This window comes from Salinivibrio sp. ES.052 (assembly GCF_900141775.1).
In the GTDB taxonomy this organism is placed as follows: Bacteria; Pseudomonadota; Gammaproteobacteria; order Enterobacterales; family Vibrionaceae; genus Salinivibrio.
In genome coordinates, this window is record NZ_FSRI01000002.1 from 51,661 (window position 1) to 70,209 (window position 18,549).

The following is an 18,549-nucleotide window of genomic DNA, read 5'->3' on the forward strand; positions in this document are numbered from 1 at the left end:
AGGTTAACCTTAGAAAATGGGTTTGGCGCGCCCCGAACGGGACACGCCATGAAGGCATTACCAGCGGTAATGTGCGAACGCTTTGTTCGCGTCTGCCATACGGTGAACGTCTTCACGTTTCTTAACAGCAGTACCTTTGTTTTCTGACGCGTCTAGCATCTCGCTTGCTAGGCGCTGAGCCATAGATTTTTCACCACGCTTACGAGCGGCTTCAACCAACCAACGCATAGCCAGCGCATTACGACGTACAGGACGTACTTCTACTGGCACCTGGTAAGTTGAACCACCTACACGGCGAGATTTAACCTCGACCGCTGGGCGTACGTTTTCAAGAGCTTGTTCGAATACAGCCAAGTGATCTTTACCAGAACGCTCAGCCATGATGTCTAGTGCACCATAAACGATTTTTTCAGCGGTTGACTTCTTACCGTCAACCATCAGGATGTTTACAAATTTTGCCAGCAATTCTGATCCGAACTTAGGATCTGGAAGAATTTTACGCTGACCAATTACGCGACGACGTGGCATGGATTATCTCCGTTGTCTTCTTCAGGTTTTATCCAAAACTTTTCAGTTTTTTCAAAATTCAATTGTTTGAGTGTTTGGCCTTACTTAACGGAATCCATTAAGACTTAGGACGCTTCACACCGTACTTAGAACGACCTTGTTTACGGCCGTTAACGCCTGCACAGTCGAGTGCGCCACGAACAGTGTGATAACGCACACCCGGCAAGTCTTTTACACGACCGCCGCGGATCAGAACAACACTGTGCTCTTGCAGGTTGTGGCCTTCACCACCAATGTATGAGGTAACTTCAAAGCCGTTAGTCAAACGCACACGGCATACTTTACGCAGTGCAGAGTTTGGTTTCTTTGGAGTAGTGGTGTAAACACGAGTACATACACCACGTTTTTGTGGACACGCTTCCAACGCAGGCACGTTGCTTTTCGCAACTTGCTTTAAGCGTGGCTTGCGGACCAGCTGGTTAATAGTTGCCATTAAATAGCTCCTGATATTACTTAACGTATAAGTGTGAAAAATCTAGCCCCAATACAACAGGGACGCGAAATTTTAGGCGTCGGGGTATGGGGTGTCAAGATTTATACAGAGATCTTTGCATTGTTTGTTTTTTGATCAGCGAGAAAGGGCTTTGAATGTGCCCGCGAAACGCGCCCATTACCATGTCATTTGCGTAGTATGCTCAACACTCAAGGCAACCAATTTGTCCATATCAATCATCTCAATCGCAGAGTCTATCCGCTTGTGTAAACCCCGCGCGCGCGCATCGTTGCGAAGCACGTAAACAGAACGACTTTCGGTAACTAGCTGCGAGGCCCACTCACTCCCCGCCACACCTGCAAGGACGGCATCACTGATCAATACAACCACACTGTTTTGGTCGGCATAATGTAAACACTGCCAAAGCGCTTGATGACTGTAGGGGGATGTCTTTACCAAATGCAGCACAGCCAACTCCTTAAAAATGTAGTATGCGGTCGCAGTCTGACAACTGCTTTTTTATCTGCTCAAGCGAGAGCTTGTGTGCCGGTAATACTTGCTCGGCCTGTTCCAGTCCACGTACCGCCAATGACGATTGGCAAACGTAGATGTTCTCAACATCGCAAAGCGGTAGCATTTTGAAGCTAGCAATATAATCTCGGCTATATATCTGACTGGGTTGTTGTCCATCGATCAGTTGAAGGACGCCATCACCGATAAAAAACACTGACAATGTGTCACAAAAAGCGGAGGTGGCGAGTAAGGCATCTAATCCTTCTCTGCCACTCGCACTGCCATGGGGCGCAGTGGAAAATACAAAGCCTATTTGCATGAAACCCTCTTAAAATTGCATCACACGATCAGCGGTCAACAAGGCCTCTGCCAACGCGCCTAAGCCGGCTTGAGAAAACCCGGCGGCCAATGTGGCCTGTGACAACTGATGTTGCGCCGCTTCTTGTTCACTAATAATACCGCGCCGCAGTGCTGCAGCCACACAGGTTTCCAGTTCCACTTGGTGATCACGGGCTAACGCCTGCCACGCGCCCACCAAATCAAATTCATCATTTGCAGGGACAGTGCTCGCTGCCCCATTCAATACGCCATCTTGATAGAAAAATACCTTACTGACTTGATGGCCAGCCTCTATTGCCGCACAGGCAAACTGATAAGCCGTACGCGCTAATTGTGATCCGTAAGCCGGTTCAGTGACCACAAGAACATAACGTAGGCTCATGATTCCGCGTCCTCTGTTTTACGCTGCCTAACGTAGAGATAGACCGTGTGCTTAGAAATATTGAGCCGAGAGGCGACGCGATGGATGGCATCTTTGATATCAAAAATTCCTTTGTCATAAAGGGCCATCACGATTTGGCGATTCTTCGTGTTGTTGGAGACACTCTTATCGGCGTTGACTTCCTCAACCGTTCTCTCAACGGTTTGATCCACTAGCTCTTCGACATCACTGGCGAAATTAACCGATGAAGCGGCTTGTTTCGCTAAGTCATCAGGAATAAAGGCTTGCAGTACCTGAGAAAAAGGCGCATCTAAGTTGATGTTGATACACAACAACCCAATGATACGGTTATCGCCATTGCGAATGGCCACCGTGATCGATTTCATCAAGGTGCCACTTTTTGCTCGGGTGAAGTACGCCCGCGAAAAATTACGCTCAGAGCCTTCAATATCACGCAGCATACGTAATGCTAAGTCGGTGATGGGTGATCCCACTTGTCTACCCGTGTTTTCGCCATTAGCGATCTTTATCGCCGATTTATTCAAATCGTCTAATGCGTGTAGCACGATCTCACAATGCCCACCAATGAGGGCTGCTAACCCATCCACCACAGCGGCATATGAGCGCAAGATAATGCTGTCTTGCTGATTCAAGGGATTAGGCTCAATGAGCTCATTCTCCGTCATAATGTTCGCGTCAAAACCCTCTGTCGGTACCACGTACGCCTATCCTTATTCGACCGTCAATCTCTATTTCTCTGCGCCCAGTTTAACAGAAATTGACGCTAAAAATGCAAAAGCCCCGGCAATGCCAGGGCTCTTTGATACGCAATAAGACAGTGGAGGCTTAGCCCTCGCTGGCACTATCCTTTTTCGCATCATCTTTAATTTCAAGTAGTTCGACATCAAAAACCAGTGTCGAGTTAGCCGGGATAGAGGCCGTGTCTTGATCACCATATGCCAATTCTGGCGGGACAACAAACGTAAATGTAGATCCCACTGGCATCAGCTGCACACCTTCTGTCCAGCCTGGAATAACACGGTTAAGCGGGAAGGTTGCTGGCTCGCCACGGTCGTACGAGCTATCAAATTGGGTGCCATCCGTCAGCGTGCCTTTATAATGGACAACGACGGTGTCTTCCGCTGATGGCTTATCGCCCTTACCCATGTTATCGACTTTGTATAAGAGACCTGAATCGGTTTCTTTGGCACCTTCTTGTTTCGCAAACTCAGCACGGTATTTTTCACCGTCAGCAATCGCGGCTTCGGCTTTCTCTTTGGCTTGCTGTTGTGCGAGTTTGGTCACACGTTGGTCCAGCGATTGCAGCGCGGCTTGCGCTTGCTCATCCGTTAGCTTGGACTCGCCTTTAAAGACGTCTTGCACCCCTTGCAATACCACTTCTTTATCAAGATCTAGACCGATATCAGCCTGTTGCTCTAAGTTGGCATTGAGATATTGTGCCAAAGAAGCGCCAATCGCGTAAGCTGCTTTGTCGTCTTCGTTCGCAAACGCCGCTTCCGCTTGCTCTGCGGCTTGGTTAGTTTGCTCTACTTTTGCGTCTTCCTGCTGACAGCCGACGGCAAAGGCAACGGTTGCCGCGAGTAGCGACATCTTCATTACTGATTTCATTGGGTACTCCGTTGATGGTAAGGATTAATCCTCGTATTGTAGTTACTGACGCATCAACAATGCGAAAGCCTGATTCTATCAATATACTCATGGTTATATGGCTGCATACTCTGGAACTCAAGCATGATGCCCAAAATCCGCCACATTATTTGCATTTTTATTCTCGTTGGTGGCCTCACTGGCTGTTGGCAGTCTGGCAAAGAAGCCCAGCGCTGGTCAATCCATCCTGAAGGCGCGACCAGCTTTAGCCTCAGCCGTGACGGCCGTTTTGCCCTGCTCGCATCTAAGGAAACCGACATTGTCCTTTGGGACCTTGTAACCAATCAGCAACTGGCTGAGCTCGGTGCACAAGATCCAAGCGCCAATCCGGTCGTCGTCAGCCATATATCCGATAATAAGCGCTATGCCATTACTGCGACAGCCCAAAATTTTGCCGTTTGGGATCTCGCTTGGAGCCAGTCACAAGGGCTATGGTCCATTTCTGAGGGCATCATTCGCGATGCCGCTATCAGTAATAATGGCGAAAAAGTGGTGCTCGCCATGTCGAATGATAAAGCGCTATTTATCGACTTAGGCACGGGGAGACGCTTAGAGTTCCTGGCCCATCGCGATAAAATTAATGCCGTCGCTATTTCACCGAACGGGGCCTATGTGCTCTCTGGCGGGAATGACCATCATGCCTATTTCTGGGACACCCAGTCCGGCCAGATCATCAGTGACTTTGCCTATGATCAGCGAGTAAAACAAGTTGCTTTGCACCGGGAAGGGAAGTACGCATTTGTGTCTGACGGGGGCAATCAAGCCGTGATTTGGGCGTTGCCAAGTGGTGATAAAGTCAGTGAGTTGGATATCTTTGCCCGCCAAGCCATTTATGCCAGCGCGCGCTTTTCTGATGATGGCACCCAACTCGCGACCGGCACGCCGTCTCAACGGGTGGAGTTATGGGATGTACAGACCGGCGAAAATATCGGCCGCTGGCAAGCATTGGCCCAGCCCGACACTCGCCCACCAAGCGCAGTGGTGTATGATGTGGCCATCGACCCAACCGGACGTGTCATTTCTGGTACGTCAGCCGGGATCGCCCAGGCCTGGTTAACCGACGCGCAATAACGAGAGTACAGCATGAGCGAGATTGATAAACTACAGCAACAAATTGACGATCTTGAATACAAGATCGCTTTTCAAGAAGATACCATCGACCAACTCAACAGCGCGTTGACTCAGCAGCAAGGAGACATTGAGCGTATGACGGCACAAATTCAGTACTTAGTCAGCAAACTAAAGAATATCGAGCCCGAAAATATCGCCAGCCAAGCTGAAGAAACGCCACCGCCGCATTATTGATCTGGGGCTAATCGCAACGATCAAAAAAAGGCGCCGCTGGCGCCTTTTTGTTTTACTGCGTGAGTCACGACAAATTAGTGGTCGTGGCCGCACTCTTCACCGTCTTGGTGGATATGACCGTGTGACAACTCTTCTTCCGTCGCTTCACGTACATCCGTAATATCCACAGAGAAAGACAGGGTTTGGCCTGCAAGCATGTGGTTCGCATCAACAACCACTTCATCGCCTTCCACCTCAGTCACTTCGACTGGGATCTGGCCTTGGTCGGTTTCAGCCATAAAGCGCATACCGACTTCAACTTGGTCTACGCCTTGGAATACGTTTGCCGGTACACGTTGTACCATGGCTTCTTGGTAGTCACCATAAGCTTCATCTGGGCCTACAGTCACTTCAAAACTTTCGCCTTTCTCACGGCCTTCCAGTGCCTTCTCAAGACCGACGATCAGGTTACGATGACCGTGCAGGTATTGGAGGGGCTCTTGTGCTGTTGATTCATCAACGAGTGCACCGTCTTCATTTTTTACTTGGTAAGCCAGGCTGACTACCACATCTTTTGCAATTTTCATGCTCGCTCCGAGACCGGAAGGTAAATGGACTGCCGATGATAACGGATCCCCTACTCCGGTTTAAAGATCCCAATGACATTCTCTGTCGACTCGACGCCAGATTGTGACTGTTGTGCCGAATCCGGCAACCGACTATCATGATAATCGCAGCTGACACATTCCACTTTGTCAATGTTATTTTCACGCCACACTCGCAATGTATCGCGTTGTTGGCATGACGGACAGGCTGCGCCTGCAATAAAACGTTTTTTCACATCAACACCTTATTCATCTCGATTCCAACTCTGGTGCCGCTCACTGTCACCACGCATTTCTCTGTCAAAAATTTCTTCCAGCTCCTTGCGTGCCTCTTTGACTCGTGATGCGGTGGCCAAGTCCTCACTGTGCTGGGGTAACAAGTCTTGCAACACACGCATATCCAGTTTGCGAAACAATATTTCTGCACGTTTAGCTTTGTAAGGGTGCATGCCTAGCGATTCGAGTGTTTGCCGCCCTAGCTCCAAAGCGCCCAAAAACGTCTCGCGTGAGAATTGATTCACGCCCTGAGCCATCAGTTGGTACGCTTCGACCCGACTTCGTGCCCGCGCCATTACTTTTAGATTAGGGAAGTGGCGCGCACAAAGATCAACAATCTCCATGACTTCATCGGGTGAATCAGTACAAATCACAATCGCTTCAGCCGTCTGAGCACCCGCTGCACGTAACAAGTCTAACTGGGTCGCGTCGCCATAATACACTTCGTAGCCAAAACGTCGTAGCAGCTTAATTTGCGTCGGGTCACGTTCCAGTATGGTCACCCCTATTTTATTGGCGAACATCAAGCGACCGACCACTTGGCCAAACCGGCCAAAGCCAGTAATGATCACTCTCGCATCTGTTTCACCAAATTGTCCTTGTGAAGGTAACTCTTCTGGTTCGTTAAATGTACGTGCAAACCAGCGCTGTTGTAAGGTGAGCATCAATGGCGTAGTCATCATCGATAGGCTGACTACCACCAGCAAAAACGCATTTAACTCTTGATCGAGTAGCCCTTGGCTGCGCGCTGCCGTAAAAATCACAAAGGCAAACTCTCCACCTTGGCTCAAGAGGACCGCCATTTGACTACGCGCCTTTGGTGCCACACCAAACGCACGAGCCAATCCATAAAGCAGCAATGATTTACCACAAACCAGAGCCAGTACCGCACCAATAATGGCCAACGGGTAGTCGAATAGTAGCCCTAAATCGACCGTCATCCCGACCGCGATAAAGAAAAGCCCAAGCAGCAACCCTTTAAAGGGCTCGATGGCCGTTTCTAACTCGTGTCGGTATTCACTTTCCGCTAACAGAACCCCAGCCAGAAATGCGCCTAGCGCCATGGAGAGCCCGAGGCTTTGCATTGCCAGCGCGATGCCAAGAACCAAGGCTAATGCCGCGACATTAAACAGCTCCGTCACACCACTCATTGCCACTAAACGGAACAAGGGGCGCAATAAAAAGTGACCGCCGGCCAGTAGCGCGCCGATCCCCACAAACATCCACAGCACATCTAACCAGCTGCCCGCACTGCCACCGGCTAATGCGGGGATCACCGCTAACATGGGGATTACCGCAATGTCTTGAAACAATAAAACCGCAAAGCCAGATTGGCCGGATTCGCTGCGCATTAGCCGCTGATCTTCAATGATTTTCATCGCAATCGCGGTAGAAGAAAGGGCCAAACCCACGCCGATCACAACGCCTTGTTGTAAGGTCAATCCAGCAAAAACGCTGATCGCGCCGATGATCACCGCGGTCACTAAAACCTGGCTTCCCCCCAGCCCAATAATCGGTCGTCGCATCTGCAGCAGCTTTTTCGGATTTAGCTCCAGACCAATCAGAAAGAGCAGTAGCACCACGCCAAATTCAGCAAAATGGAGGATCGCGTCCACATCGCGAATTAAACCCAGCCCCCAGGGCCCAATCACTATGCCCGCCAATAAGTAGCCAAGCACAGAGCCCATCCCCAAGCGCTGCGCTAACGGAACAGCAATGGCCGCGGCTAACAAAAAGACAAACGCGACCGCGAGGAGATTATTGTCCATTGGACTCCTCCTGAAGATATAAAGGGTCAATTAACCAATCAGTATAAAGCTCCGCAAACGCATCGCGATCGGCATCACCCACTCGACGCGCCCAGTGCAGCACAAGCGGAGGAAGCCAATGCATACGACACAGTGATGCCGTCAGCTCAAACGGTTGAAGCAACTCACCCATGGAGTATTTGTTGTACCCTTCCTGGCTAAAGGCTTCTGCTGCGCCGCCCGTCGTGACCACAAAGCGACACGTTTTCCCTGCCAATGCATCACCTCCTTGCCCGTGAGCAAAACCTTTGCCAAGGACCACGTCTATCCATTCTTTTAATAACGCGGGGCAGGAATACATTTGCAACGGGTGCTGGAAAACCAATACCTCGGCCTCGGTGATCAATGCACGCTCATGATGAACATCAACCACAAAGTCAGGGTAAGCGGCGTAAATATCATGCACATTAACGTGGGGCAGTGTGTTTATCGCAGCCAGTAGTCGACGATTGGCAACCGATTCGTCCGGATCAGGGTGAGCAAAGATCACGACGACCTTGGGAGGTCGTTGGTATTCAGCCTTATTTTGGGGCATAGGCTTCCTTGTCGTTATGATTATTGTGCGAGCGCAATGTGCTCATTTATTGCCTATTTTTAACTTTAACACACAAAAATGCCAAGCCCGTGCCTGAGCTGTCGCTTCACTGACACGAATTTGGCAATCCCACCATCAAGCTGGTATAACGACCGCGCGTAACCTCGCATCCATCAACCCGAGACAGACTGAGTAATCATGATTCGCTTCTCCGACATTCAACTGCTTCGTGGTGGTAAGCCCCTGCTTGACCACACCTCCGCCACCATCGCACCAGGCGACAAAGTCGGCTTGGTAGGCAAAAATGGCTGTGGTAAGTCCAGCCTGTTTTCCCTCTTACGTCATCAATTATCGCTGGATGCTGGGCAGTGTGATTACCCTAGTCAATGGCAAGTGGCTTGGGTAGCGCAAGAGACCCCCGCACTTGATAAAAGCGCACTTGAATATGTTATTGATGGCGACAGCGAATACCGCGAGCTCCAGCAAGCCCTAAGCGACGCCGAAGCCCGTGATGATGGCAATGCAGTCGCCATGTTACACGATAAGTTGGATGCGATTGGCGGCTATACCGTGGAAGCCAGGGCTGCCAGCCTGCTGGATGGATTAGGTTTTAGTCAGCCACAAATTCACTGGTCACTCACTCAGTTTTCGGGCGGCTGGCGAATGCGACTCAACTTAGCGCAAGCACTGCTATGTCGCTCCGACCTCCTATTGTTGGATGAGCCCACCAACCACTTGGATCTCGATGCCGTACTATGGTTGGAAAAGTGGCTACAACACTATCCTGGGACGTTAGTCCTCATTTCGCATGACCGCGACTTCCTTGATCCTGTGGTTAATCGCATCATCCATATTGAGCATGAACAACTCAATGAATACACAGGCAACTATTCCGACTTTGAAGGGATGCGGGCACAAAAACTCGCTCAGCAGCAAGCGCAATACGAAAAACAACAAAAACAAGTTGCGCATATGCAATCCTACATTGACCGTTTTCGCTACAAAGCCACCAAAGCCCGCCAAGCGCAAAGCCGCATTAAAGCGCTGGAGAGAATGGAAAAAGTGCTGCCTGCGCAATACGATAATCCGTTCAGCTTCACTTTTTTTGCTCCTGATGCGCTACCCACTCCTATCCTCATGATGGATAAAGTTGCCGCAGGCTATGGCACAACGCCGATCATCGAAAATATCCGTTTAAACTTAGTGCCCGGAGCAAGGATTGGTTTACTGGGTCGTAACGGCGCGGGCAAATCGACACTGATTAAACTGCTAGCAGGGTCCTTACCGACCATGGCGGGGGAGCTAAGCTATTCGCAGGGGGTGAAAGTGGGATATTTCGCCCAGCATCAACTCGATACCCTACAAATTGATGAAACGCCTCTTCAACATCTCAACCGATTAGCACCGACCACGGCGGAACAAACACTGCGTGATTTTTTGGGTCGGTTTGGTTTTCAAGGCGACAAAGCGCTCGAAACCATAGGCCCGTTTTCTGGCGGGGAAAAAGCACGCTTAGTCTTGGCTTTACTGGTTTGGCAAAAGCCTAACTTGCTGTTGTTGGATGAGCCAACTAACCATTTAGATCTCGATATGCGCCAAGCGCTAACGCTGGCGTTACAATCCTATGAAGGGGCAATGGTAATTGTCAGCCACGATCGTTTCTTGCTTCGCGCCACCACGGATGACTTGTATTTGGTCGACAACGGCACAGTGCTACCCTTTGAAGGTGACTTGACTGACTATCACCGCTGGCTCACCGACCAACAGCGCGCTGATCGTGCTGAGAATAAAAAACAGGCCGCGGCAGAAAAGACAGCCCCACAACCGTCACAGCTAGACCGTAAAACCCAAAAGCGTCGAGAAGCCGAATTTCGAAAACAAACCGCGCCGTTGCGAAAAAAAATTGACCATCTCGACACAAAGATAGAACAACTTTCTGCCACGATTGCAGAGGCAGAAGCCCAGTTGGCAGACCCGGATATTTACCACAGTGACAACAAAACGCGTCTGACGGAGCAATTGCAGCGCCAAGCCGCGGCAAAATCGACGCTCGAAGAGGTGGAACAAGAATGGATGGAGCGACAAGAAGAGTTGGAAACCCTGGAGGCGGCATTCAATCAACATTAACCCCTGGCATGGCGAATGCTGCCGATTTGTGGCAATTTTGTTTGCACCACTATGACAAACAAGAGGTAAAGCAAGCCTGTCTCAAGCTACAAGACGAGCATCAAGGCAATGTCAACCTTGCCTTGCTGTTGGCATGGATTGAAAGCTACGGTTACGGTCTCGCCCCCGAAAGCCTAACCCAGCTCAAGCACGCCCTCAGTCGCTCTGAGCATCTACTGATTGCCTACCGACACCTGCGGCGCGATCTCAAGCCGCGTGTGGGCAGTGGCCAGTACAAAAAAATGCTCAACTTTGAGCTCAGTTTGGAAAAATTCCAACAGCAAGACTTAGTCGATGCACTGAACCGTCAAACTTGGCTGACGCAAGCCGCGTCCCCCTTGGCGTACTACTGCCGACAGCTCTCACCATCGGCACGTAACCTTTATACATCACTGCAGGTCACCCCGCCTGCAGAAAGTGATGGATCGGACCATGATGATACCGTTTAACCCTATTCCAAGCGCCCGAAACGCACATTTACAAACACTGCTACCACGCTTACTCCGCCGTGAACCTCTGTTCGTCCCTGTTTGGCAACAGTTTGATCTGCCCGATGGAGACTTTATCGATCTAGCGTGGACCCATCAACCTAGGCCTGGACAGCCAATCATTGTTCTTTTTCATGGGCTTGCGGGTAGCTTTGACAGTCCGTATGCCAACGGTTTACTCTCGGCGTTCCAAGACCAAGGCTGGTGCGGCGTCGTCATGCACTTTCGTAGCTGCAGTGGTCGGCTCAATCGCTCGGCGCGGACCTATCACTCGGGAGAAACCCAAGACGCGCGCGCCTTCTTAACCCATTTGCGCACTACCTACCCAACGAGTCAGATTGCAGCGGTGGGGGTCTCATTGGGAGGCAATATGCTGGTCCGTTATCTGGCGGACTATCATGATGATCCTATCGTTACCTGTGGTTGTGCTGTCTCACCGCCACTCGATTTAGCTGCCTGTTCGGCCCGTATTCAACAAGGGTTTTCCCGCATTTATCAAGCATACTTACTACGCTCAATGCGCCAAACCCTCTCAGAAAAGCTAACTCGGCATCAGCAAGTGGGCCGATGGCATGCGGGTGAGCGCCCAGCGATCAAAACTCTGCTCGAGTTCGATCAAACCGTTACCGCCCCGCTTCACGGCTTTGACGATGCCCACCATTACTATCAAGCGTGCAGTGGCTTGTCGGTACTCCATGTGATTAAGGTGCCTCTGGCGATTATTCATGCCAAAGACGACCCTTTCATGACCGACGCAGTGATCCCCACTTTACCCCTGCCGGCCAATATCGATTATCAATTAACCGAACATGGTGGCCATGTTGGCTTTGTGGCAGGCAGTTGGCGCCAACCGCAATTTTGGCTCGAGCAAGCCGTGCCCAACTGGTTAGCCACCTATCTGCCCGTGTAATAGCATCATTCAGATCTTGTCAGCAAACACCGCGCGATCGATAAAGCGTAGAGAACCACTGCATTACGCTGAATGATCGGGTAAAATGCGAACTAATTCACAACATTCGCATCAGGCACCCTCGCGTGCCACCCTGAGAACAGTAAAAGGTGATGTAGTATGATGGTTCCTTGGCAATCGGTTCCCGATGACACCCTCACCCAATTAATCGAGCACTTTGTGTTACGGGAAGGAACCGATTATGGTGAGCAAGAAGTCAGCTTTGCGCAAAAAGTTGACGATGTTCGCCAACAACTGCAATCCGGTGAGGCCGTGATTGTGTATTCTGAGTTGCACGAGACAGTGGATATTCGTCGTAAAGCAGCACTCAGATCCTAGCATCGCAGTACACAGTATCGCGATACAAATTCAGACTGAATGACAGGGCGCGTCATGTCGGCTAAACATCCAATTATTGCGGTCACCGGCTCTTCAGGAGCCGGTACCACCACCACCTCGGAAGCCTTTCGCAAGATGTTCCAGATGATGAACATCAAAGCAGCGTGGCTAGAAGGGGACAGCTTTCACCGCTTTACTCGTCCCGAAATGGACGTCGAGATCCGTAAAGCACGCGAGCAAGGACGGCACATTAGTTATTTTGGTCCCACCGCCAACGACTTCCCACGTCTAGAGCAGTTTTTTCGTGAGTATGGCGATCAAGGGACAGGAAAATATCGTCGCTATTTGCACACCTTTGATGAGGCCGTGCCCTACAATCAGATGCCAGGCACTTTCACACCTTGGCAAGATCTGCCAGACAATACCAATGTGCTATTTTATGAAGGGCTGCATGGCGGCGTGGTCGACGGTGAAGTGAACGTCGCCCAACATGTTGATCTATTGATTGGCATGGTGCCCATCGTCAACTTGGAGTGGATCCAGAAATTTGTCCGCGACACCCGTGAGCGCGGTCATTCGCGTGAGGCCGTGACCGATTCGATCGTTCGCTCTATGGACGACTATTTGCACTATATTACGCCCCAGTTCTCGCGCACCCACATTAATTTTCAACGTGTCCCGACAGTCGATACGTCCAACCCACTTAACGCGAAAGGGATCCCTTCACTCGACGAAAGCTTTGTCGTGATCCGCTTTCGGGGAATGAAAAATGTCGACTTTCCCTATCTGCTGCAAATGATCACCGGAGCCTTTATGTCACGACATAATACCCTCGTGGTACCGGGTGGAAAAATGGGCTTTGCGATGGAGTTAATCATCCGCCCACTGATCCAACAGTTGATAGAAAAAGGCAAGATTGGCTAAGCCGTAGCGCATCCGTGATGTATTACTTCTCAAGCCGTGATCTTAGCCACGTTTTTGCCAGATTTTTAGGCGGTTGGCCTAGATCAAAATCAAGAAATCACCAACAAAAAAAGATACACTCTTGTTAACATACAGTGAGCTTGTCGCCCGCGCTCAGACTTCGTATTCTGTGGAATGATCTGATGGGTTACCCCTCAGATAAAGACAGGACGTTGTTGCCGGGCAACACATGCAGAGGAAATAAGTTATATGGTTCCAGGAAAACCTCAAACGGACCCTACACTCGAGTGGTTCCTTTCACATTGTCATATCCATAAGTATCCGTCGAAAAGCACGCTGATCCATGCAGGCGAAAAGGCGGAGACCTTGTATTACATCGTGAAAGGCTCTGTGGCCGTACTGATCAAAGATGAAGAAGGCAAGGAAATGATCCTGTCTTACCTTAACCAAGGTGACTTCATTGGTGAGCTAGGTCTTTTCGAAGAAGATCAAGAACGCACCGCTTGGGTTCGTGCCAAATCACCCTGTGAAGTGGCAGAAATCTCATTCAAAAAGTTCCGCCAGCTAATCCAAGTTAACCCTGATATTTTGATGCGTCTATCCTCGCAAATGGCGCGCCGTTTGCAGGTAACAAGCCAAAAAGTGGGGGATCTTGCCTTCCTGGATGTCACGGGGCGCATTGCGCAAACCCTTTTGAACTTGGCGAAGCAGCCTGATGCGATGACGCACCCTGACGGGATGCAAATTAAAATCACGCGTCAAGAAATCGGCCAAATCGTTGGCTGCTCACGTGAAACAGTGGGACGTATTCTTAAAATGCTGGAAGAGCAAAACCTTATTTCAGCCCATGGTAAAACCATCGTGGTATACGGTACACGCTAATCGCACCGCTCTCTGTATCTAACCGACGCCCTGGCGTCGGTTTTTTTATCTCTATTATCTGGAAACCCTGCCGATTACATCTAAACTCAACACCATGCCGTTAACATTTAACTAACAAGGTGTCGTTTATGAAGAGCCTATACGCTGTCCTCCCTTTCGTGATATCAATCTTTACCTCACAAGCCCTCGCCACTGTCACCATTGTCCACCCTGAGCCCAGATCAGGCTCTGCGTTGGATCTTTATGCGATTGAACTTATTGAATTTCTCGCCGACAAGTCGGGTGAATCGGTCACCTTGCAGGCGTTTGATGGTCAGATTGGCTCTCAATCGCGGAAAGTGGAAATGATGAAACAAGGGAAACTGACCGTGGATTGGCTTGGCGCCGATCGCACCTTGGAATCAGAGCTTATCCCTATCCGCTACCCAGTCTTCCGCGGTTTACTCGGACATCGTCTATTTATTACCAACCAAAAGACCGAGCCGACACTGGCGCCAATTAGCGACGTTGAGGGCTTAAAATCGTTAACCATGATCCAAGGGCAAGGGTGGGCTGATGTCAATGTCCTAAAGTCCGCCGGATTTCGTGTCAGAGAAATATCCAGCTTTGAAAACATTTTCAAAGCAGTCAATGCTGGGCGCGCTGATCTGTTTCCTCGCGCATTGATTGAGCCCTTTAGCGAATTGAATGAACGGCAACAGTATGAAAATTTACTGGTTGATCCACATCTGATGCTGATTTATCGCTTCCCAATGTTTTTATTTGTTTCTCCGCAACATTCAGACGTCGCCGATATGTTGAACAGTGCGTTTGAAACCGCGTATCAAGATGGCTCCTTCATTGAGTTTTTCGATAGTGCGCCCTTGGTCAAAGAGACGTTTGAAAAAGCCAATATCAGTGGCCGTACGGTTATCCGCGTCGATAACCCTCACCTAAGCAACGAAACGCAGGCCATTCCTGAGACGTTCTGGCTCGACATTGAAGCGCAGTAACAACCAAAAAGAGGGAGCACCTTGTGCCCCCTCTCTTCATTGGTGTTTCAGTCTATACTTGCCGCTATGGCTAGTGAGTACTTTCAAAGATTTTATCCGCTGAGGCGGCTACAAACCCCTGGTACAACCCACCGTTGGGCAACACATAACGTTTGGCAAACTCATAAAACCCCCCAGGGATGGTTTGCGTGCAATCGGAGAAGGCAACCGGTACGCGATCAGCCATGGTGGAGGATTGCTCCAGATACACCGAGGCATCGCCTTTCACTTCACCGCCCGCTTCATTGATCGCAAAGCCGTTGTCACGCAGTGCTTGGTTAACTGATTGGCAATCATCATGCGCATTCAGCTGATTCACACTCACGGTAAAGTGGTTTGCGCCATAACCATGTGCGGCCACCCAGGACGCATATTCACTCTCTTCAGCGAGCGTTTGGTAGGTTGCCCAATCGATATCCCATAGGCGGCCCTGATGCAGAAAGTCACTGCTCGTCAATGACGATGCATCCACTTGTGCCACCAGCTTTTCGACGATGGCCTGAAGTGCTGGCGAGCATTGCTCCACCATCAACTCACTGATAAAGACTTTCGGCATCAAGGGATCAGGATGCTCATAGTGACGTGCATTTAGCTTCTTCGCCTCAAAGGTATACTCCCCTTTTTGCTGATAGCCCAGCGCAAGAAACGGACGCGCAAGCACCTCAAGCCCTACTTTAGGTAACCCAAATGTCCGTAAAGCAATATGATCATTGATCAACGGCTGCCCTTCCTCTAATAAGGCATGCACCTTATGTGCCGACGGGCAAAGCCGATGGATATAGTCTTGCCAAAGTTTATCGAATAACTCTTGGCCACTGTCCATGTTGGTCTCCTTAGTCCTGTTGCGCCGGGATCCCAGGCGCGAACGTCTCTGGCAATACGACCTGATCACCTTCCATTGATGCCATTGGATAGGCGCAATAATCCGCCGCATAATAGGCGCTGGGGCGCAAATTACCGGATGCGCCTGGACCGCCAAACGGGGCATCACCACTCGCACCTGTCAGTTGACGGTTACGGTTTACGATCCCTGCACGAATATGATCGAGGAAATATTGCCACTCACCATCGTCTTCACTGATCAGGCCGGCGGATAACCCATAACGGGTATCATTGGCTTTGGTGATCGCATCGTCCATATCATGATAACGCTGCACTTGTAATAGCGGGCCGAAGTACTCTTCGTCGGGCAAGTCCTGGATGCCACTCACGTCCAAAATCCCCGGCGAGATCACCGCATCATGTTGATGCTCACACTCAATCACGGGTCTACCGCCGAGATCAATCAGCTTTTGCTGTGTGGCTAAGATCCCTTCGGCCGCCGCCATTGAAATTTGAGCCCCCATAAAAGGAGGTGGATCATCAAATTGTCCACCGACGCGAATCGTTTTGGTCCAGTCGGCAAGACGCGTTAAGATCGTGTCGCCTACCTCCCCTTCTGGCAGTAATAAACGCCGCGCACAAGTACAGCGTTGGCCTGCGCTCAGATAAGCAGACTGGAGAATGGTATATACGGTTGCATCCAGATCGCCAAACTGGTCACTGACTACCAAGGGGTTATTACCGCCCATTTCCAGCGCCAACATTTTATCGGGCTGTCCGGCAAACTGACGATGGAGGATGTGACCGGTATTGGCGCTACCGGTAAACAACAAACCATCGATTCCACGCGCTTGCGCCAACGACTCTCCGGTATTTCGACCACCTTGAACAAGATTAATCAAGCCGTTAGGGAGGCCTGCTTCTAACCAGTACCCCAGCGTCTTTTCTGCCACTTTTGGTGTCAGCTCGGAGGGTTTGAATACCACACTGTTCCCGGCAAGCAATGCGGGGACAATGTGCCCGTTGGGTAAATGTCCGGGAAAGTTGTAAGGACCAAATACCGCCATGACCCCAAGGGGGCGATGACGTAAAACCGCTTGCGTGCCATTCACGTCTTTTTCACGCGAACCAGTCCGCTCGTGATAGGCGCGCAATGAGATTGCGATCTTCCCCACCATGGCGCCGACTTCCGTTTTGGTTTCCCAAAATGGCTTACCTGTTTCTTCAGCAATGGTGCGTGCCAGATCATCTGTGTTGGCCTTCACTATCTCGGCAAAGCGTTCAACCAACGCTTGGCGCTCAGAAAAATCCGTATTACGCCAACGAAGAAAAGCCTCTCGAGCCGCGCGAACCGCTTGATCAACTTGGGAGCGACTCGCTTCCTCACCTTGCCAAATACATTGGCTGTCAAAGGGGTTTTGCGAGGTCATCACTTCGCCCTCGCCTTTGGCCCATTCACCGTTAATCAAATGGCCTGCTGATTGCTTTGTCATTTTACCCCTCCATGGCAATCAACCGCAGCTGATCGCCTTCTTTTACATTCAACGCATCGGCAACGTCTGGATGAATCACAACCTGATTGGTCTCATGATCAATCGCTGCTTTCGCTGCGGTCGCACGGAAGCCCGCAAAGTCCGTGTTCGAGATTAAGTAGTCCTGAGCGCTGCTATGTTCACGTACGTTAGCGGTCGCGGTAAACGAATGACGGACCGATTCAATATTGTTTCGCAGGCATTCCACCGTGGGGCCTGCATCAAAAATGTCGACATAACCTCGGCAGGAAAAGCCTTCTTTTTCGAGTAAGCGCAACGCCGGACGCGTATTGGGATGTACTTGACCAATAACCGCTCGCGCTTCTTCGCTGAGCAAGCTCACGTAAATTGGCAATTTGGGCATCAAATCGGCAATGAAGCCTTTCGCGCCAATACCGGTGAGGTAATCGGCCATCGTGAAATCAATGGAGAAAAAGTTGTCTTTCAACCACTGCCAGAATGGAGAGTTACCGTCCTCATCGGATACGCCACGCATTTCTGCAAACACCACATCAGCAAAGCGTTCAGGGAATTGCGCAAGCATCAAAAAACGGCATTTAGACAATAACTTGCCGTTTAGCCCGCCGCGAAATTCCGGGCGCAAAAACAAGGTACAAATTTCAGTCGTCCCGGTGTAGTTGTTGCCAAACGTCAGCACTTCAACAATATTGTGGACGTTGAGTTTACGCGATGAATGTACCACTTTGGTCAGGTGGTAACTGTAAAAAGGGTTGTCGAGACCAATCGCGGCCTCGACGCCTGTTGTCCCTGCTATCTCACCGGTTTCTAGGTCTTCTGCCACCATCAGGTAGCCTTCTGGCCCCGGCTCCGTGACCTGTTTAGCAAAACTCTCTAACGAATTATTAATCCGTCCCTGTAGCAAATCGGCATCGACCGGCAAGGAGGTAAACCCATGGCCAGACGCTTCCGCACACAACATCAGTGCATCAAAATCTGATGCACGGATAGGCCGAATAACTAACATCTCAAATCCCTCCGAATATAT

At 50.3% G+C, this 18,549-nt stretch carries 23 protein-coding genes; 9 read left to right on the forward strand and 14 right to left on the reverse strand.

Features of this window, described 5'->3' with window-relative positions; genetic code table 11:
• Positions 1–57 precede the first annotated feature (57 nt).
• The 7 genes from rpsG to fkpA all read right to left on the reverse strand — a co-directional run bounded on the left by rpsG (position 58) and on the right by fkpA (position 3,863).
• Positions 58–528 carry a 30S ribosomal protein S7 gene (gene rpsG, locus BUQ98_RS09755; RefSeq protein WP_025744277.1) on the reverse strand — a complete coding sequence of 157 codons (471 nt, stop codon included), beginning with the start codon at positions 526–528 and terminating at the stop codon, positions 58–60.
• A 97-nt stretch (positions 529–625) separates the two neighbouring features.
• Positions 626–1,000, reverse strand: coding sequence for a 30S ribosomal protein S12 (gene rpsL / locus BUQ98_RS09760; protein WP_025673238.1), 375 nt, complete (start codon positions 998–1,000; stop codon positions 626–628).
• Between the two features lie 177 nt (positions 1,001–1,177).
• On the reverse strand, positions 1,178–1,468 hold the full coding sequence (gene tusB, locus BUQ98_RS09765) for a sulfurtransferase complex subunit TusB (protein ID WP_074213673.1): 291 nt from the start codon (positions 1,466–1,468) through the stop codon (positions 1,178–1,180).
• 10 nt (positions 1,469–1,478) lie between these two features.
• Positions 1,479–1,832 carry a sulfurtransferase complex subunit TusC gene (gene tusC / locus BUQ98_RS09770; protein ID WP_074213674.1) on the reverse strand — a complete coding sequence of 118 codons (354 nt, stop codon included), beginning with the start codon at positions 1,830–1,832 and terminating at the stop codon, positions 1,479–1,481.
• Positions 1,833–1,841: 9 nt separating this feature from the next.
• Entirely contained in the window at positions 1,842–2,234 is a 393-nt protein-coding gene (tusD, locus tag BUQ98_RS09775) for a sulfurtransferase complex subunit TusD (protein WP_074213675.1), read from the reverse strand.
• Positions 2,231–2,920 carry a helix-turn-helix transcriptional regulator gene (locus tag BUQ98_RS09780; protein WP_074214197.1) on the reverse strand — a complete coding sequence of 230 codons (690 nt, stop codon included), beginning with the start codon at positions 2,918–2,920 and terminating at the stop codon, positions 2,231–2,233. The genes tusD and BUQ98_RS09780 overlap by 4 nt, the downstream gene beginning before the upstream one ends.
• Positions 2,921–3,080: 160 nt before the next feature.
• Positions 3,081–3,863, reverse strand: coding sequence for an FKBP-type peptidyl-prolyl cis-trans isomerase (gene fkpA / locus BUQ98_RS09785; protein WP_074213676.1), 783 nt, complete (start codon positions 3,861–3,863; stop codon positions 3,081–3,083).
• 126 nt (positions 3,864–3,989) lie between these two features.
• Here fkpA and BUQ98_RS09790 point away from each other — a divergent pair, with 126 nt between their 5' ends.
• Together BUQ98_RS09790 and BUQ98_RS09795 are read left to right on the forward strand one after the other, a co-directional pair.
• Complete coding sequence (locus tag BUQ98_RS09790) at positions 3,990–4,973, forward strand: WD40 repeat domain-containing protein (protein ID WP_074214198.1); 984 nt, start codon at positions 3,990–3,992, stop codon at positions 4,971–4,973.
• Positions 4,974–4,985: 12 nt separating this feature from the next.
• Positions 4,986–5,207: a SlyX family protein gene (locus BUQ98_RS09795; RefSeq protein ID WP_074213677.1), complete on the forward strand. Its 222-nt coding sequence runs from the start codon at positions 4,986–4,988 to the stop codon at positions 5,205–5,207.
• 74 nt (positions 5,208–5,281) lie between these two features.
• Here the strand turns inward: BUQ98_RS09795 and slyD are convergent, their stop codons facing one another.
• The 4 genes from slyD to kefG are packed head-to-tail and all read right to left on the reverse strand — an operon-like array spanning position 5,282 to position 8,410.
• Positions 5,282–5,773 (reverse strand): peptidylprolyl isomerase, encoded by a 492-nt coding sequence (gene slyD / locus BUQ98_RS09800; RefSeq protein ID WP_074213678.1) that lies wholly within the window; start codon positions 5,771–5,773, stop codon positions 5,282–5,284.
• Positions 5,774–5,823: 50 nt separating this feature from the next.
• Entirely contained in the window at positions 5,824–6,027 is a 204-nt protein-coding gene (locus BUQ98_RS09805; RefSeq protein WP_074213679.1) for a YheV family putative zinc ribbon protein, read from the reverse strand.
• 9 nt (positions 6,028–6,036) lie between these two features.
• The gene (gene kefB, locus BUQ98_RS09810) at positions 6,037–7,836 is read right to left on the reverse strand and encodes a glutathione-regulated potassium-efflux system protein KefB (RefSeq protein WP_074213680.1); all 1,800 of its coding nucleotides are present in this window, start codon (positions 7,834–7,836) and stop codon (positions 6,037–6,039) included.
• Positions 7,826–8,410 carry a glutathione-regulated potassium-efflux system ancillary protein KefG gene (gene kefG, locus BUQ98_RS09815; RefSeq protein ID WP_074213681.1) on the reverse strand — a complete coding sequence of 195 codons (585 nt, stop codon included), beginning with the start codon at positions 8,408–8,410 and terminating at the stop codon, positions 7,826–7,828. Before kefG ends, kefB begins: the two co-directional genes overlap by 11 nt.
• Before the next feature lie 198 nt (positions 8,411–8,608).
• On the opposite strand from kefG, the gene BUQ98_RS09820 reads away from it, so the two are divergent.
• The 7 genes from BUQ98_RS09820 to BUQ98_RS09850 all read left to right on the forward strand — a co-directional run bounded on the left by BUQ98_RS09820 (position 8,609) and on the right by BUQ98_RS09850 (position 15,150).
• Positions 8,609–10,537: an ABC transporter ATP-binding protein gene (locus BUQ98_RS09820; protein ID WP_074213682.1), complete on the forward strand. Its 1,929-nt coding sequence runs from the start codon at positions 8,609–8,611 to the stop codon at positions 10,535–10,537.
• Positions 10,480–11,025 (forward strand): TIGR02444 family protein, encoded by a 546-nt coding sequence (locus BUQ98_RS09825; RefSeq protein WP_083605266.1) that lies wholly within the window; start codon positions 10,480–10,482, stop codon positions 11,023–11,025. Before BUQ98_RS09820 ends, BUQ98_RS09825 begins: the two co-directional genes overlap by 58 nt.
• Positions 11,012–11,974 (forward strand): hydrolase, encoded by a 963-nt coding sequence (locus tag BUQ98_RS09830; RefSeq protein WP_254813927.1) that lies wholly within the window; start codon positions 11,012–11,014, stop codon positions 11,972–11,974. Before BUQ98_RS09825 ends, BUQ98_RS09830 begins: the two co-directional genes overlap by 14 nt.
• A 159-nt stretch (positions 11,975–12,133) precedes the next feature.
• A complete protein-coding gene (locus BUQ98_RS09835; protein WP_074213685.1) occupies positions 12,134–12,352 on the forward strand; it encodes a YheU family protein in 219 nt (72 codons plus the stop codon).
• Positions 12,353–12,406: 54 nt separating this feature from the next.
• Positions 12,407–13,276 carry a phosphoribulokinase gene (locus BUQ98_RS09840; protein ID WP_074213686.1) on the forward strand — a complete coding sequence of 290 codons (870 nt, stop codon included), beginning with the start codon at positions 12,407–12,409 and terminating at the stop codon, positions 13,274–13,276.
• 249 nt (positions 13,277–13,525) lie between these two features.
• Positions 13,526–14,158, forward strand: a complete 633-nt coding sequence (crp, locus tag BUQ98_RS09845; RefSeq protein ID WP_002535199.1) for a cAMP-activated global transcriptional regulator CRP — start codon at positions 13,526–13,528, stop codon at positions 14,156–14,158.
• A gap of 128 nt (positions 14,159–14,286) precedes the next feature.
• The gene (locus tag BUQ98_RS09850; protein WP_074213687.1) at positions 14,287–15,150 is read left to right on the forward strand and encodes a type 2 periplasmic-binding domain-containing protein; all 864 of its coding nucleotides are present in this window, start codon (positions 14,287–14,289) and stop codon (positions 15,148–15,150) included.
• A 70-nt stretch (positions 15,151–15,220) separates the two neighbouring features.
• On the opposite strand, the gene BUQ98_RS09855 is transcribed toward BUQ98_RS09850, so the two are convergent.
• From BUQ98_RS09855 to astA, 3 genes are read right to left on the reverse strand one after another with little or no spacing between them, the layout of a single operon-like run.
• Positions 15,221–16,012: a DUF1338 domain-containing protein gene (locus BUQ98_RS09855; RefSeq protein ID WP_074213688.1), complete on the reverse strand. Its 792-nt coding sequence runs from the start codon at positions 16,010–16,012 to the stop codon at positions 15,221–15,223.
• A gap of 10 nt (positions 16,013–16,022) precedes the next feature.
• The gene (astD, locus tag BUQ98_RS09860) at positions 16,023–17,504 is read right to left on the reverse strand and encodes a succinylglutamate-semialdehyde dehydrogenase (protein ID WP_074213689.1); all 1,482 of its coding nucleotides are present in this window, start codon (positions 17,502–17,504) and stop codon (positions 16,023–16,025) included.
• A 1-nt stretch (position 17,505) separates the two neighbouring features.
• Positions 17,506–18,528, reverse strand: a complete 1,023-nt coding sequence (gene astA, locus BUQ98_RS09865) for an arginine N-succinyltransferase (RefSeq protein WP_074213690.1) — start codon at positions 18,526–18,528, stop codon at positions 17,506–17,508.
• Positions 18,529–18,549: the final 21 nt, after the last annotated feature.

Bases quoted from the DNA above. Each gene is read 5' to 3' on its own strand.
- rpsG (WP_025744277.1), bottom strand. From the start codon at position 528: ATGCCACGTCGTCGCGTAATTGGTCAGCGTAAAATTCTTCCAGATCCT.
- rpsL (WP_025673238.1), bottom strand. From the start codon at position 1,000: ATGGCAACTATTAACCAGCTGGTCCGCAAGCCACGCTTAAAGCAAGTT.
- tusC (WP_074213674.1), bottom strand. From the start codon at position 1,832: ATGCAAATAGGCTTTGTATTTTCCACTGCGCCCCATGGCAGTGCGAGT.
- tusD (WP_074213675.1), bottom strand. From the start codon at position 2,234: ATGAGCCTACGTTATGTTCTTGTGGTCACTGAACCGGCTTACGGATCA.
- BUQ98_RS09780 (WP_074214197.1), bottom strand. From the start codon at position 2,920: ATGACGGAGAATGAGCTCATTGAGCCTAATCCCTTGAATCAGCAAGAC.
- fkpA (WP_074213676.1), bottom strand. From the start codon at position 3,863: ATGAAATCAGTAATGAAGATGTCGCTACTCGCGGCAACCGTTGCCTTT.
- BUQ98_RS09790 (WP_074214198.1), top strand. From the start codon at position 3,990: ATGCCCAAAATCCGCCACATTATTTGCATTTTTATTCTCGTTGGTGGC.
- BUQ98_RS09795 (WP_074213677.1), top strand. From the start codon at position 4,986: ATGAGCGAGATTGATAAACTACAGCAACAAATTGACGATCTTGAATAC.
- slyD (WP_074213678.1), bottom strand. From the start codon at position 5,773: ATGAAAATTGCAAAAGATGTGGTAGTCAGCCTGGCTTACCAAGTAAAA.
- kefB (WP_074213680.1), bottom strand. From the start codon at position 7,836: ATGGACAATAATCTCCTCGCGGTCGCGTTTGTCTTTTTGTTAGCCGCG.
- kefG (WP_074213681.1), bottom strand. From the start codon at position 8,410: ATGCCCCAAAATAAGGCTGAATACCAACGACCTCCCAAGGTCGTCGTG.
- BUQ98_RS09820 (WP_074213682.1), top strand. From the start codon at position 8,609: ATGATTCGCTTCTCCGACATTCAACTGCTTCGTGGTGGTAAGCCCCTG.
- BUQ98_RS09825 (WP_083605266.1), top strand. From the start codon at position 10,480: ATGGATGGAGCGACAAGAAGAGTTGGAAACCCTGGAGGCGGCATTCAA.
- BUQ98_RS09830 (WP_254813927.1), top strand. From the start codon at position 11,012: ATGATACCGTTTAACCCTATTCCAAGCGCCCGAAACGCACATTTACAA.
- BUQ98_RS09835 (WP_074213685.1), top strand. From the start codon at position 12,134: ATGATGGTTCCTTGGCAATCGGTTCCCGATGACACCCTCACCCAATTA.
- BUQ98_RS09840 (WP_074213686.1), top strand. From the start codon at position 12,407: ATGTCGGCTAAACATCCAATTATTGCGGTCACCGGCTCTTCAGGAGCC.
- crp (WP_002535199.1), top strand. From the start codon at position 13,526: ATGGTTCCAGGAAAACCTCAAACGGACCCTACACTCGAGTGGTTCCTT.
- BUQ98_RS09850 (WP_074213687.1), top strand. From the start codon at position 14,287: ATGAAGAGCCTATACGCTGTCCTCCCTTTCGTGATATCAATCTTTACC.
- BUQ98_RS09855 (WP_074213688.1), bottom strand. From the start codon at position 16,012: ATGGACAGTGGCCAAGAGTTATTCGATAAACTTTGGCAAGACTATATC.
- astD (WP_074213689.1), bottom strand. From the start codon at position 17,504: ATGACAAAGCAATCAGCAGGCCATTTGATTAACGGTGAATGGGCCAAA.
- astA (WP_074213690.1), bottom strand. From the start codon at position 18,528: ATGTTAGTTATTCGGCCTATCCGTGCATCAGATTTTGATGCACTGATG.